This window comes from Streptomyces sp. NBC_00258, assembly GCF_036182465.1.
Taxonomy (GTDB): domain Bacteria; phylum Actinomycetota; class Actinomycetes; order Streptomycetales; family Streptomycetaceae; genus Streptomyces.
This window is the reverse complement of the sequence record NZ_CP108081.1, coordinates 9070687-9084692: the sequence shown is the minus strand read 5'-3', so window position 1 is coordinate 9084692 and position 14006 is coordinate 9070687. Positions and strand designations below refer to the sequence as shown.

General features: G+C 72.2%; 13 protein-coding genes. 7 read left to right on the top strand and 6 right to left on the bottom strand.

Annotated elements, in window-relative coordinates; translation table 11 throughout:
- Nucleotides 1-29: 29 nt before the first annotated feature.
- A complete protein-coding gene (locus OG718_RS40465) occupies nucleotides 30-794 on the bottom strand; it encodes a ZIP family metal transporter (protein ID WP_143637122.1) in 765 nt (254 codons plus the stop codon).
- Between the two features lie 178 nt (nucleotides 795-972).
- Between OG718_RS40465 and cobM the strand changes: the two genes are divergently transcribed.
- The 6 genes from cobM to cobC are packed head-to-tail and all read left to right on the top strand — an operon-like array spanning nucleotide 973 to nucleotide 7593.
- Nucleotides 973-1809, top strand: a complete 837-nt coding sequence (cobM, locus tag OG718_RS40460) for a precorrin-4 C(11)-methyltransferase (protein WP_328846530.1) — start codon at nucleotides 973-975, stop codon at nucleotides 1807-1809.
- Nucleotides 1806-3146, top strand: a complete 1341-nt coding sequence (gene cbiE / locus OG718_RS40455) for a precorrin-6y C5,15-methyltransferase (decarboxylating) subunit CbiE (RefSeq protein ID WP_328846529.1) — start codon at nucleotides 1806-1808, stop codon at nucleotides 3144-3146. Before cobM ends, cbiE begins: the two co-directional genes overlap by 4 nt.
- A complete protein-coding gene (gene cobJ, locus OG718_RS40450; RefSeq protein WP_328846528.1) occupies nucleotides 3143-4825 on the top strand; it encodes a precorrin-3B C(17)-methyltransferase in 1683 nt (560 codons plus the stop codon). Before cbiE ends, cobJ begins: the two co-directional genes overlap by 4 nt.
- Entirely contained in the window at nucleotides 4822-5514 is a 693-nt protein-coding gene (locus OG718_RS40445) for a precorrin-8X methylmutase (protein WP_328846527.1), read from the top strand. Before cobJ ends, OG718_RS40445 begins: the two co-directional genes overlap by 4 nt.
- The gene (locus OG718_RS40440) at nucleotides 5511-6455 is read left to right on the top strand and encodes a sirohydrochlorin chelatase (protein WP_328846526.1); all 945 of its coding nucleotides are present in this window, start codon (nucleotides 5511-5513) and stop codon (nucleotides 6453-6455) included. Before OG718_RS40445 ends, OG718_RS40440 begins: the two co-directional genes overlap by 4 nt.
- Entirely contained in the window at nucleotides 6445-7593 is a 1149-nt protein-coding gene (gene cobC, locus OG718_RS40435) for an Rv2231c family pyridoxal phosphate-dependent protein CobC (RefSeq protein WP_306940672.1), read from the top strand. The genes OG718_RS40440 and cobC overlap by 11 nt, the downstream gene beginning before the upstream one ends.
- 61 nt (nucleotides 7594-7654) lie before the next feature.
- Here cobC and OG718_RS40430 read toward each other — a convergent pair whose 3' ends face one another.
- The 5 genes from OG718_RS40430 to OG718_RS40410 all read right to left on the bottom strand — a co-directional run bounded on the left by OG718_RS40430 (nucleotide 7655) and on the right by OG718_RS40410 (nucleotide 12613).
- Nucleotides 7655-8572: an SCO1860 family LAETG-anchored protein gene (locus OG718_RS40430; RefSeq protein WP_443055225.1), complete on the bottom strand. Its 918-nt coding sequence runs from the start codon at nucleotides 8570-8572 to the stop codon at nucleotides 7655-7657.
- A 319-nt stretch (nucleotides 8573-8891) separates the two neighbouring features.
- Nucleotides 8892-9983 (bottom strand): amidohydrolase family protein, encoded by a 1092-nt coding sequence (locus tag OG718_RS40425; RefSeq protein ID WP_306940670.1) that lies wholly within the window; start codon nucleotides 9981-9983, stop codon nucleotides 8892-8894.
- Nucleotides 9984-10107: 124 nt separating this feature from the next.
- Nucleotides 10108-10938 (bottom strand): amino acid ABC transporter ATP-binding protein, encoded by an 831-nt coding sequence (locus tag OG718_RS40420; RefSeq protein WP_143637141.1) that lies wholly within the window; start codon nucleotides 10936-10938, stop codon nucleotides 10108-10110.
- Nucleotides 10935-11768 carry an amino acid ABC transporter permease gene (locus tag OG718_RS40415; RefSeq protein WP_143637142.1) on the bottom strand — a complete coding sequence of 278 codons (834 nt, stop codon included), beginning with the start codon at nucleotides 11766-11768 and terminating at the stop codon, nucleotides 10935-10937. Before OG718_RS40415 ends, OG718_RS40420 begins: the two co-directional genes overlap by 4 nt.
- Complete coding sequence (locus tag OG718_RS40410) at nucleotides 11765-12613, bottom strand: transporter substrate-binding domain-containing protein (protein WP_328846523.1); 849 nt, start codon at nucleotides 12611-12613, stop codon at nucleotides 11765-11767. The genes OG718_RS40415 and OG718_RS40410 overlap by 4 nt, the downstream gene beginning before the upstream one ends.
- Before the next feature lie 189 nt (nucleotides 12614-12802).
- On the opposite strand from OG718_RS40410, the gene OG718_RS40405 reads away from it, so the two are divergent.
- Nucleotides 12803-13849, top strand: coding sequence for a pyridoxal-phosphate-dependent aminotransferase family protein (locus OG718_RS40405; protein ID WP_143637147.1), 1047 nt, complete (start codon nucleotides 12803-12805; stop codon nucleotides 13847-13849).
- Nucleotides 13850-14006: the final 157 nt, after the last annotated feature.

Genomic DNA, 14006 nt, shown 5'->3' with positions numbered 1-14006 from the left:
CTCCCGTCAGAGGGCGGCTCCGACGTGTCTCACTCCGCGATGCCCACCACCAGCCAGATGAAGGACGCCCCCGCGATCGTGCACAGCAGCGTGGAGCGGGCCGGGTGTTCGTGGTGGGCCTCGGGGAGGATCTCGGCCGCGGCGAGATAGAGCAGCGCGCCGCCGAAGAAGCCGAGATAGCCGCCGAGCAGATGCTCGGGGATGGTGAACAGGAGCGTCGAGGCGGCGCCCACGACCGGGGCCGCCGCGTCCGCGAACAGCATCGCGACCGCCTTGCGGCGGGCGTTCCCGTACAGGGTCGTGATCGTGTACGTGTTGAAGCCGTCCGCGAAGTCGTGGGCGATCACGGCGACGGCCACGGCCGCTCCCATGCCGCCGCCGACCTGGAAGGCCGCGCCGATCGCCACGCCGTCCATCGCACTGTGGCCGACCATCGCGGCGGCGGCCGTCAGGCCCACCTCGGGCGCGCGGCCGTTGTGTTCCTCACCCCCGTGCGCCGCCATGGGGGTCCCCCCGGTCGAGCGGAGCCGAGACTGGGGGAGGACGGCCAGCAGGCGTTCCACCAGATGGGCCAGCAGGAAGCCCGCCACGAAGAGCAGCAGCGCGGCCGGTACGCCGAAGATCTCGTCGCCCGCCGCGTCGAGCGCCTCCGGCAGCAGATCCAGACCGACGACGCCCAGCATCAGACCGCCTGCCAGACCGAGTACGAGGTGGCGGCGGTCGGTGACGCGTTGCGCCGTCCAGCCGCCGGCCAGCGTCATGAGGAACGCGCCGAGCGCGACGAACACCGCCATACGCCCTTGCTATCCGATCGACCCGGGTTCACGCACGTCCGCCGCACGTTCGCGACCGGACTGCTCCCGGAACCCGCGTGCGCCGATGTCCCGTAGCGCCCAGCACACCCGTACGAACCGCACGACCACCCGTAGTACTCGCAATACCCGTACTGCTCGTAGGAGAGGACCCCATCCCATGGCCGATGCCCCCACCGGCAAGGTGACCTTCGTCGGGGCCGGGCCCGGTGCCGCCGACCTGCTGACGTTCCGCGCCGCGCGCGCCATCGCCGAGGCCGACGTCGTGATCTGGGCGGCCAGCCTGGTACAGGCCGAGGTTCTCGACCACGCACGCGAGGGCGCGGAGATCCTGGACTCGGCGACGATGTCGCTGGAGGACGTCGTCGCGGTGTACGAGCGGGCCGCCGAGGGCGGGCTGAAGGTCGCCCGGATCCACTCAGGCGACCCCGCGCTCTGGGGCGGTACGCAGGAGCAGGTCGACCGGTGCGCGGAGATCGACATCGAGACCGAGATCGTGCCCGGCGTCTCCTCCTTCTCCGCCGTCGCCGCGCTCGCCCAGCGGGAGCTGACCATCCCCGAGGTCGCGCAGTCCGTGATCCTCACCCGGCTCGGCGGCGGCAAGACGCCGATGCCGCCCGGGGAGGAGGTACGGGAGTTCGCCCGGCACGGGACGACGATGGCGCTGTTCCTGTCGGCCGCCCGCAGCGGGCAGCTCGTACGGGAGCTGCTGGAGGGCGGCTATCCGACGTCGACGCCCGTCGTGGTCGCGTACCAGGCGACCTGGCCGGAGGAGCTGATCGTGAAGTGCACGATCGGCACGCTGGAGGAGACCGTCAAGGAGCACAAGCTCTGGAAGCACACGCTGTTCCTGGTCGGCCCGGCCCTCGACGCGCACGGCACGCGCTCGCACCTCTACCACCCCGGCCACTTCCACGGCTTCCGCAAGGCCGACCCCGAGGCCCGCAGGGCGCTGCGCACTCAGGGTGCGCGAGGTACGCAGGGTGTCACTCCGTGATCACCGTCGTCGGTACGGGCACGGGGGCGCCCCTTCCGCCGGACGCCGGGGCCGCGTTGGCCGGGGCGGGGCTCGTCGTGGGCGGCCGGCGGCATCTGGCCGCCGCGACGACAATGCCGGACACGGCCGAGCGGATCGTCCTCGGTCCGCTCGCGCCCGCCCTCGACGCGATCGAGCAGTTTCTGGAGAAGCCCGCGGACCAGGGGCGGGTCGTCGTGCTGGCCTCCGGGGACCCCGGGTTCTTCGGGATCGTCCGGGCCCTCGCCGAGCGTTTCGGCGCCGAGCGGCTGGAGGTCCACCCCGGGGTGTCGTCCGTCGCCACCGCCTTCGCGCGGCTCGGGCTGACCTGGGACGACGCGGTGGTCGTGAGCGCGCACGGACGCGATCTGCGGACCGCCGTGAACGTCTGCCGGGCCCATCCCAAGGTGGCGGTCCTGACCGGTCCGGGGTCCGGGCCCGCGGAACTCGGGGCCGCGCTGCGGTCCAGCGGGCGGGTGTTGGTGGTGGCGTCGGCCCTGGGGGCGGGCGCCATCTCGGGCGCGACCTCCGCCTCGAACGCGGGCGCCGCATCGGCCTCGGGCAGTGGCACCGACTCGGGCTCCGCCTCGCACTCCGGGGAGCGTGTCGAGCGGGTCACGCCCGCCGAGGCCGCCGCCCGTGACTGGGGGCCGGCGGTGAGCGTGGTGCTGTGTCTCGACGAGTCACGCGTCCTCTCCCCCGTGCGCACGATCGCGGGACCGCCGCCCAGGCCCGCCCGATGGGCCCTGGAAGAGGGCGAGTTCACCCACCGCGACTCGATGATCACCAAGTTCGAGGTACGGGCGCTGGCGCTGGCCCGGCTCGGACCGCGGCTCGGTGAGCATGTGTGGGACATCGGCGCGGGCTCCGGCTCGGTCGCCGTGGAGTGCGCACGGCTCGGGGCCGCCGTGACCGCGGTGGAGAAGACCCTGGACGGTGTGGAACGGGTCCGCGCCAACGCCGCCGCGCACGGGGTCGACGTGACCGCCGTGCACGGGGCGGCGCCGACCGTGCTGTCCGACCTGCCCGACCCGGACGCCGTGTTCATCGGCGGGGGCGGACGGGAGCTGCCCGCCATCGTGACCGCCTGTGCCCGGCGGGCGCGGCGGTCGGTCGTCGTGGCGATGGCCGCCCTCGACCGGGTTCCGGCGGTCCGGGACGCGCTCGTCGCGGCCGGGCTCGACTGTGACGGCGTACTGCTGCAGTCGTCCCGGCTGGCGCCGCTGCCGGGGGATGTCACCCGGCTCGCGGCGACCAACCCCGTTTTCCTGCTGTGGGGCGTCCGGCCTCCGGTACGTAGTGAAGGAGTCGCTCAGTGATCGGCCTGATTTCCGCGACGGCCGCCGGTTCGGCGAGTTGTGAGCGGGTGGCCTCGGCCTGGCCGGGCCGTACCCGCGTGTACGAGGGTCCCGTGGGGGACGCCGTGCGGCGGGCCTTCGCGGAGTGTGAGCAGCTCGTGTGCTTCCTCGCCACGGGGGCCGTGGTGCGGCTCGTCGCGCCGCTGCTCGTCGACAAGGCGTCCGACCCAGGAGTGGTGTGCGTCGACGAGGGCGGGCGGTTCGCGGTGTCCCTGGTCGGGGGCCACGGCGGCGGCGCCAACGAACTCGCCCGTGAGGTGGGCGAGTTGCTGGGTGCCGAACCCGTCGTGACGACGGCGACCGACTCCGTGGGCGTGCCGGGGCTCGACATGCTCGGCCTGCCGGTCGAAGGGGATGTGGCCGGGGTGTCCCGGGCCATGCTGGACGGGGAACCGGTCGCGCTGAACGCCGAGTTGGCCTGGCCGCTTCCGCCACTGCGGGTCGCCGAGACCGGTGAGTATTCAATTCGGGTCAGCGACAGGACTGTTGAGCCCGCCGAGCGTGAGGTCGTGCTCCGTCCGCCCTCCCTCGTCGTCGGCGTCGGTGCCTCCAAGGGTGCCCCCGTCGACGAGGTGCTCGGGCTCGTCCAGGACGCCCTTCGGGACGCCGGGCTGTCGGTGAAGTCCGTCGCCGAGCTCGCCACCGTCGACGCCAAGGCGGAGGAGCCCGGCATTCTCGGGGCGGCCGAGCGGCTCGGGGTGCCCGTGGTGACGTACGGCGCCGAGGAGTTGGCGGCGGTCGACGTGCCGAACCCCTCGGACGCGCCCCTCGCCGCCGTCGGCACCCCGTCGGTGGCGGAGGCCGCCGCCCTCCTGCGCGGCGGCGAACTCCTCGTCCCCAAGCGCAAGTCGGCCGCGCGGCCCGCGATGGCGACCTGCGCGGTCGTACGCAGGCCGGGGCGCGGGCGGCTCGCGGTGGTCGGCCTCGGTCCCGGCGCCCGGGACCTGCTGACGCCCCGCGCGAAGGACGAACTGCGCCGCGCCTCCGTGCTCGTCGGGCTCGACCAGTACGTCGACCAGATCCGCGACCTGCTCCTCCCCGGCACCCGGATCCTGGAGTCGGGACTCGGGGCCGAGGAGGAGCGGGCCAGGACCGCCGTGGCCGAGGCCCGGCTCGGGCAGGCGGTCGCGCTGATCGGCAGCGGTGACGCGGGCGTGTACGCGATGGCGTCGCCCGCGCTCGCGGAGGCGTCCGACGACATCGACGTGGTCGGGGTGCCGGGGGTGACCGCCGCTCTCGCGGCTGCGGCGATCCTCGGCGCGCCGCTCGGCCACGACCATGTGTCCATCAGCCTCTCCGACCTGCACACGCCGTGGGAGGTCATCGAGCGCAGGGTGCGCGCGGCGGCCGAGGCAGACATCGTCGTCACCTTCTACAACCCGCGCAGCCGGGGCCGCGACTGGCAGCTGCCCAAGGCGCTCACGATCCTCGCCGGGCACCGGAAGCCGACGACGCCCGTGGGGGTCGTACGCAACGCCTCGCGGCCGGACGAATCCAGCCGCGTCACCACCCTCGCGGGACTCGACCCGGCGACGGTGGACATGATGACGGTGGTGACCGTGGGCAACACGGCGACCCGTGAGATCGCCGGCCGCATGGTGACGCCGCGCGGCTACCGCTGGCAGGAGGAGCCCAAGTGAGCGCAGTCGGCCGGGTGTTCCCGGAGAGCCGGACCGTGGCCCCCGAGTCCCGGATCGTGCACCCCATCGAGCAGGAGTCCTTCCGGCGACTGCGGGCCCGCCTGGACACCTCGCACTTCCCGCCGCTGACCCGTGCCGTCGTGGAGCGGGTGATCCACTCCGCGGCCGACCTCGACTACGCGACCGACCTTGTGACCGACGAGAGCTCGCTGGAGAAGGCCCACCGGGCGCTGCACGACGGGGCGCCCGTCGTGGTGGACGTGGAGATGGTCGCGGCGGGCATCACCCGGCGCGACACCGTCTGCCGTCTCAAGGACGCCGTGTCCGGTCCGGGGCTGACCCGCTCGGCCCATGCGGTCCGGCTCGCGTACGAGCAGGTCGGACCCGGCGCGCTCTGGGTGATCGGCTGCGCCCCGACCGCGCTGGAGGAGCTCCTCACCCTGGACGCGGCCCCGGCGCTCGTCATCGGTCTGCCCGTCGGCTTCGTCGGCGCGGCCGAGTCCAAGGCCGCACTGCGCGAGAGCGGGCTTCCCGCCGTGAGCAACGTGTCCGAGAAGGGCGGTTCGGCGGTCGCCGCGGCCGCGCTCAACGCCCTGCTGTACCACCCGGTGCCTGACGCCGAGTCCCACCCTGCGCCCGAGGCCGAGTCCCGGGCCGGTTCCCCGTCCAAGTCCAAGGAGAAAACGTGACCACCCCCGCCCCCGCCCTGCTCATCGCCGGACACGGCACCCGGGACGACGCGGGTGCCGAGGCCTTCCGCGACTTCGTACGGGAACTGGGCCGCCGCAACCCCGGACTGCCCGTCGCGGGCGGCTTCATCGAGCTGTCCCCGCCGCCGCTGGGCGACGCGGTGACCGAACTGGTCGAGCAGGGCGTGCGCCGGTTCGCGGCCGTCCCGCTGATGCTGGTGTCCGCCGGGCACGCCAAGGGCGACATCCCGGCCGCCCTGAGCCGTGAGAAGGAGCGGCACCCCGGGATCTCGTACACGTACGGGCGTCCGCTGGGCCCGCACCCGGCGTTGCTCACGGTGCTGGAGCGGCGGCTCGACGAGGCGCTCGGCGGTTCGGTGCGGACCCCGGCGGACCGTGCCGAGGTGACCGTCCTGCTCGTCGGGCGCGGCTCGACCGACCCGGACGCCAACGCCGAAGTGCACAAGGCGGCGCGGCTGTTGTGGGAGGGGCGGGGTTACGCGGGCGTGGAGACGGCGTTCGTGTCGCTGGCCGCGCCGGACGTGCCGTCGGGCCTGGACCGCTGTGTGAAGCTGGGCGCGCGCCGGATCGTGGTGCTCCCCTACTTCCTCTTCACGGGTATCCTCCCGGACCGGGTGCGGCAGCAGACCGAGGGGTGGGCGGCCGCGCATCCGGAGGTCGACGTGGTCTCCGCCGATGTCATCGGGCCGGAGCCGGAGCTGCTCGACCTGGTCATGGAGCGCTACCGGGAGGCGATCGAGGGTGATCTGCGGATGAACTGCGACTCGTGCGTCTACCGCATCGCGCTGCCCGGCTTCGAGGACAAGGTGGGGCTCCCCCAGCAGCCGCACTTCCACCCGGACGACGACGATCACCACCACGACGGCCACCACCACGGGCATCACCACCACGACGGCCACGCACCCTCCCATGCACACTGACAGGGGCGACAGGGACGGCCCGAACGGACACCACCGCCCCGGCGGCGGACAGGGCGTCGGGGCGCCGGGCGACCGCGGACAGGGCGAGGCGCACGACCTCCGGCACCACGGTGACGCCGAGGTGCGCGACGACGGCTCGGCGCTCGTCGACCTCGCGGTGAACGTCCGTGCGGACACTCCGCCCGCCTGGCTGCGCGAGCGGGTCGCCGAGTCGCTGGCCGGGCTGGCCGCCTACCCGGACGGACGGGTCGCGCGGGCCGCGGTGGCGGCGCGGCACGGGCTGCCCGTGGAGCACGTCCTGCTCACGGCGGGCGCCGCCGAGGCCTTCGTGCTGCTGGCACGCGCCCTGAAGGTCCGTCAACCCGTCGTCGTGCACCCGCAGTTCACCGAGCCGGAGGCTGCGCTGCGGGACGCGGGGCACACCGTGGACCGGGTTCTCCTGCGGGCCGAGGACGGCTTCCGGCTCGACCCGTCGGCCGTCCCCGAGGACACCGACCTGGTCGTGATCGGCAACCCGACCAACCCGACGTCCGTCCTCCATCCGGCCGCTCTGATCGCCCAACTCGCCCGTCCCGGGCGGACGTTGGTGGTCGACGAGGCGTTCATGGACGCGGTTCCGGAGGAGAGGGAGGCCCTCGCGGGTCGCACGGATGTACCGGGTCTCGTCGTGCTGCGCAGCCTCACCAAGACGTGGGGCCTCGCGGGGCTGCGCATCGGGTACGTCCTGGCGTCACCCGAGACGATCGCCGAGCTCGAACGGGCCCAGCCGCTCTGGCCGGTGTCCACGCCCGCCCTCGCCGCCGCCGAGGCCTGTATGACTCCGCGGGCACTGGCGGAACAGGAGCACGCGGCCCGTCGCGTCGCGATCGACCGGGCCCATCTGGTCGCCGGGCTGAGGGAGTTCGCGTCCGACGGCGTCCGGGTCGCGGAGCCCGCCGAGGGTCCCTTCGTCCTCATCGGGCTGCCCGGGGCGGCGGCCGTCCGTGCCCGGCTGCGCCGGCTGGGCTTCGCCGTGCGGCGCGGCGACACCTTCCCGGGGCTCGACGACACCTGGCTGCGCCTGGCGGTACGCGACCGCGCGACGGTCAACCGCTTCCTCCAGGCCCTGGACCAGGCAGTGAGCCTGCGGGACTGCTGACCTCGCGCGAACTCCCGCTTGCCGTCGAGGAGTTCGCGCGTCCGGCCGCCGAGGGTGTTGCTCAGCCCCTCTTGCGACGGGCCAGTACGACGGCTCCGCCGCCCGCCGCCAGCAGGGCGACCGCGCCCGCGGCAACGTACGGTGTCGCCGAACTGCCTCCGGTCTCGGCGAGGTTGGCCTCGTTTGCGGCCGCGCCCTGCGGCTTCACCTCGGTCGCCGGCTCCACGGGGTCCGCGGACGCGGGTGCGGCCGGTGCCTCGCAGGTGGCCTCGGCGAGGGTGACCGTGCCCTCGACCTCGGCGACGTTCAGCTTCAACGGGTTGATGGACACCTTGAGTTGGAGAGCGGTGGCGGCGGCCGTACGTGAGGTGGTGCGGGTCGACGCCAGGTCGAGGCGTACCTCGCCGACGCCGGGCACCTTCACCTCGGTCGGGCCTCCGGCGGTCACCGTGGTCTTCTTGCCTAGAACCGTCACGGCGCCCAGCGGATCGGCGGTGGCGACCGGCTTCTCGCCCGCCGTGCAGACCGCCTTCGCGCTGACCTGTTCGATCTCGATGAGGGACAGCAGGGGCAGCCCCGGCACATGCACCTTGGCATGGGCGAGGTTCACCGAGCCCTCGGCCTTCTTCGCGGAGACGGTCGCGCTCGACCGGGCGACCTCCGCGCCCAGCACGGTGAACGGCCGCCCGCCGTCGACTCCGTCCAACTTGGCCGTGAGCGCGGTCTTTTCGGCGCTGCGTGGTGCCTGTACGTCGTTGAGCGAGACCGTGAGCGGGACGTTCACGGACTTGTTGAGCAGGGAGACGTCGAGCCCGGCGCGCAGGACCACGGCACTGGCGCGGCCGTGGTCTTCGGTCGCCCGGGCCGGGCCCGCGCCGGCCAGGACCGCGGGACCTGCGGCCAGGACGGTGGCCGCCGCGGTGACGGCGAACCTGCGTGCGGGCATGCGTGCGGGCATGCGGAAAGCGTTGCTGTTCAAGGTGGTGGGACCCCCACGGGAGACAGAACTGGAGACGCGACGCCGCCGGACGCTCCGCTCACGGGGACCTGTGGGGAGCAGCACCGACGGCGTCGATGCGGGAATCCTTACGCACAGAGAGTGAACAGTCAGCAAGCTGACGGGAGTTCACTCATACGTGGAGTTTCCGTGCGCTTCTTCGAATCCCTCGGCACGCGCGTTCCTCATCTCCACCCGGATGCCCGAACCGGCTCGAACGCGCCGGTTGACGCGCCGGAGCGTGCGCGGAAGTGCAGAACGAGCAGGCCCGACGGGTGGTTACGCTCCGTCAACACAGGCTCTAGCCGACGACCTTGCCGTTCAGCACAACCCGTCGGGGCGCCGCCAGTACCCGTACGTCCGCCCGCGGGTCCCCCTCGTACACGACCAGGTCGGCCGGTGCTCCCTCGTCCAGGCCTGGCCGTCCCAGCCAGGCCCGGGCGCCCCACGCCGTCGCCGACAGCGCCTCGACCGGCGGGATTCCGGCGGTCACCAGCTCGGCGACCTCGCCCGCCACCAGGCCGTGTGCGAGCGTGCCGCCGGCATCGGTGCCGACGTACACGGGGACGCCTGCGTCGTACGCGGCGCGCACGGTGTCGTAGCGACGCTCGTGCAGCCGCCGCATGTGCGCCGACCACTGGGGGAACTTGGCCTCGCCGCCGGCCGCGAGCTGCGGGAAGGTGGCGATGTTGACGAGGGTCGGGACGATGGCGACGCCGCGTTCGGCGAAGAGCGGGATGGTGTCCTCGGTCAGGCCGGTGGCGTGCTCGATGCAGTCGATGCCCGCTTCCACCAGGTCCCGCAGGGAGTCCTCGGCGAAGCAGTGCGCGGTGACCCGGGCGCCCAGCCGGTGAGCCTCGGCGATCGCCGCCTCGACCTCGGCGCGGGGCCAGCAGGCACCGAGGTCGCCCGTTTCACGGTTGAGCCAGTCCCCCACGAGCTTCACCCAGCCGTCGCCCCGGCGGGCCTCCTGGGCGACGTACGCGACGAGGTCGTCAGGCTCGATCTCGTGGGCGAAGCCCCGGATGTAGCGGCGGGTGCGGGCGATGTGGCGGCCCGCCCTGATGATCTTCGGGAGGTCCTCGCGGTCGTCGATCCAGCGGGTGTCGGAGGGCGAACCCGCGTCGCGGATGAGCAGGGTGCCGGCCTCTCGGTCGGTCAGGGCCTGCTTCTCCGCGGTGTCGTCTGCGACGGGGCCACTGGGGCCGAGGCCCACGTGGCAGTGGGCGTCCACGAGGCCTGGTAGTGCCCAGCCGTTCACGGTGCGGATGTCACGAGCGCCTTGTGGGCGCTCGTAGGTGATCTTGCCGCCGACGATCCAGAGCTCGTCCCTGGCGTCGTCGGGGTCGATGAGTACGCGGCCCTTTACATGCAGCACCGGCTGATCGCTCATGTACTGCACCCTAATTCGTCGGTGGAGTACGTACGGAGGCTGCGGGCCCGTGGGGGCTGGTCGCGCCCACGCGGCGGAGCCGCATATCGATACAGCCCCGCGCCCCTGAAGGGGCGCGGAGCGCTCAGCCCTCCTTGCCAGGTCGGCCGGCGCTGTCCTCCTCGACGTCCGCCATCGCCGGGTCCAGTAGCCGGGACAGGAAATGCCTCGTCCGCTCATGGGTGGGGTTGCCGATCACCTGGGCCGGAGTGCCGTCCTCGACGATGGCGCCGGCGTCCATGAAGACGACGCGGTCGGCGACCTCGCGGGCGAAGGTCATCTCGTGGGTGACGACCATCATGGTCATGCCCTCGTCGGCGAGCATGCGCATGACGGCGAGGACGTCGCCGACGAGTTCCGGGTCAAGGGCGGAGGTGGGCTCGTCGAAGAGCATCACCTCGGGGCCCATGGCGAGCGCGCGGGCGATGGCGACGCGCTGCTGCTGGCCGCCGGAGAGGGAGGCGGGGTACGCGTCCGCCTTCTCGGAGAGGCCGACCCGCCGGAGGTTCTCGGCGGCGACCTTCGCGGCCGCCTCCTTGTCGCGGCCGAGCACCCGGCGCTGCGGCAGCGTGAGGTTCTCGGTCACCGTCAGGTGCGGGAAGAGGTTGAACTGCTGGAAGACCATGCCGATCCGGCGGCGTACGGCGTCGATGTCCACGTCGGGGTGGGTGACTTCGGTGCCGCCGACGAAGACCTGGCCCTTGGTGGGCTCTTCGAGGAGGTTCACGCAGCGCAGGAGCGTGGACTTGCCGGAGCCGGAGGGGCCGATGACGCACACGACCTCGCCGGAGCGGACCTCCAGGTCGATGCCGCGCAGCACCTCGTTGTCGCCGAACGACTTGTGCAGGCCGCGGACCTGGATCTCCGGCGTGCCGCTCGCGTCCTTCGTGAGGGCCGGACTGCTCGTAGTGCTCACTTGGTGGCCTCCCCGGCCTTCGCCTCAAGGCGGCGTACCACGAAACCGAGCGGGATCGTGACCAGCAGATAGCACAGGCCCGCCACCAGGATCGGTGTCGAGTTGGCGGTCTCGCTGGCCAGGTCGCGGCCGAACTTGGAGAGTTCGCGCTCCTCCAGGGTGACCCCGAGGAACAGCACCAGCGAGGAGTCCTTGAAGAGGAGCACCAACTCGTTGGTGAGCGGCGGGATCACGATTCGGAACGCCTGCGGAATGATGATCGAGACCATGGCCCGGGCATGCGAGAAGCCCAGCGAACGGGCCGCCTCCATCTGCCCCTTGGGCACGGCCTGGATGCCCGCGCGGATCGTCTCCGCCATGTACGCGGCCGCGACAAGTCCGAGTGCGAGCGCGACCTTCCCGTACGTGCCGCCGGGGATCTCCGTCCCGGGGAACGCCAACGGCACGGCGACGCCCACGAAGATGAAGATCAGCAGGGCGGGCAGCCCGCGGAAGATCTCGATGTAGATGCCGGCCAGCCAGCGGTACGGGCCGACCGAGGAGAGCCGCATCAACGCGACGACCACACCGAGGGCGAGGCCGAAGACGAAACCGGACACCGTGTAGAGGACGGTGTTCTTCAGCGCCAGCGTGATGATGTCCGGGAACATCCGCTCGGCCAGGTCGACCTGGGCGAACTGGTTCTGCAGCTGCTCCCAGTCGGCCGTGACGCCGAAGGCGACCAGGGCGGCGACGAACACCGCGTACTGGACGCCGCGCGACACGGCCCGCTTCTGACGTCTGGTCAGGCCGCTTCTGCGTGGCTGGACTTCGGTGTCCGTCCCACTCATGAGGCGGCGGACGGGGAAGCGGAGGCGGCGTCCTCGTCGTACGGGCCGATCCACTTCTCGTAGAGCTTCTTGTACGTGCCGTCGGACTTCGCGTCCGCCAGCGCCTTGTTGATGGCGTCGGCGAGCTCGGTGTTGCCCTTCTTCACCGTGACGCCGTACTCCTCACCGGTGTTGATGTTGTCGGCGACCTCGAAGGCGTCCGCGTTGGCCTTGTCCTTCAGCCAGCCCTGGACGACCGGGTAGTCGATGACGACGGCCTTGACCTGGCCGGTGCGCAGGCCGTTGAGGAGTGCGTCGGAGGACTCGAACGAGACCGGGTCGAGGCCCTTGCTCTTCGCGAACTCCTCGCCGGTGGTCTGCGCCTGGGCGCCGACCTTCTTGCCCTTGAGGTCCGCGAAGGAGGAGATGCCGCTCTTCCTGTCGGCCAGGACGGCCTGGGTGGCCTCGAAGTACGGGTCGGAGAAGTCGACGTTCTTCTTGCGCTCGTCGGTGATCGTCATGCCGGCCGCGGCGAGGTCGCACTGGCCGGCGTTGAGGGACCCGCCGGTCTTGAAGTTCTCGAAGGGCTGGTCGAGGATCACCTGCTTCACGCCCAGGTCCTTGGCGACCAGGTCGATGATCGAGACGTCGAAGCCCTGCACCTTGCCGTCGATCTCCGACTGGAACGGCGGGTACGGCAGGTGCGTGCAGGTGGTGAGCTGCCCGCCCTTCACCAGCTCGACCCCGTTCGCGGTGGTCTTCTTGCCCCCGTCGTCGTCCGAAGAACAGCCGGCGACGAGCAGCAGCCCGGCCGTCGCGGTGGTGGCGGCCAGGATGCGGGACCGGCGCCCGAGGACCATCTTCACGGGGGTTGACCTCCTGTGGGGGAACTGTGGCTTCTGATTATAAGGAAAGGTTTGAGGCTCTCAAACCATTCCCATGGCCATTGGGCCGTCCGGCCTCAGAAGTCATCGGTGGGGTGGGCGGGGTACCGCCCGTTACGCTCGTGTGCGTCTACCCCGTGAGCGCCATCCGTGAACGAAGAGAGCACTGCTGTGACCCACCCACTCCTGGACCTGGCGCCGCTGAGCGCCGCGCACTTCGCGTCGATCGAGGACCGCGTGGCGCGGCTGCTCTCCACCGAGCAGGACGTCCTGATCACCCAGGGCGAGGCGCTGTTGCCGCTGGAGGGAGCCATTCGCGGCGCCGCCGGCCCCGGTACGACGGCTCTCAACGTGATCACCGGTCCGTACGGGCAGACGTTCGGCGACTGGCTGAGGGACTGCGGCGCGACGGTGCACGACCTGGCCGTCCCCTTCCACACGGCGGTCACGGCCGCGCAGATCCGGGAGGCCTTCGCCGAGCACCCGGAGATCGACTTCGTCTCCCTCGTCCACGCGGAGGCGGCCACCGGCAACACCAACCCGGTCGCGGAGATCGGCGAGGTCGTACGGGCACACGGTGCCCTGTTCTACCTGGACGCGGTGGCCTCGATCGGTGCGGAGCCGGTGCTGCCGGACGCGTGGGGCGTGGACCTGTGCGTGATCGGCGCCCAGAAGGCGATGGGCGGTCCGGCCGGGGTCTCCGCGGTCTCGGTGAGCGACCGCGCCTGGGCCCGTATGTCCGCCAACCCGCACGCTCCGCGCCGCTCCTACCTCTCCCTGCTGGACTGGAAGGAGCGCTGGATCGACACCGGCCGCCGGGCACTCCTGCACGCCCCGGCCCAGCTGGAGATGCTCGCGCTGGAGGCGTGTGTGGTCCGTATCGAGGAGGAGGGGCTCGACACGGTGATGTCCCGCCATGCGGCGGCCGCGGCGGCCACCCGGGCGGGTGCGCTCACGCTGGGCGGGGGCATCGAGCCGTATGTGTACGAGGACTCGGCGGCGGCCCCGGTCGCCACGACGTTGCGTACGCCGGTCGGGGTCGACGCCTCCGCGGTGGTGGCCAGGGCGCTGGCCGCCGACCCGGCGCTGCCGCTCGCCGCGGGTGGCGGTGCCCTGGCCAAGGAGATGATCCGGGTCAACCACTACGGCCCCGCGGCGTCTCCGGACACGGTCCAGTCCTGCCTCTCCGCGCTGCGCGCGGCATTGACCGAGGCCTGATTCCGTCCGCGGGTCCGGTGGGGGCTGGTCGCGCAGTTCCCCGCGCCCCTAAAAGATGAAAGGCACAGGGGCGCAGCCCCGCCTTTCAGGGGCGCGGGGAACTGCGCGACAAGCCCCCACTCACCCGCACCCGACAACGAACCCGAGTTCCCGGAAC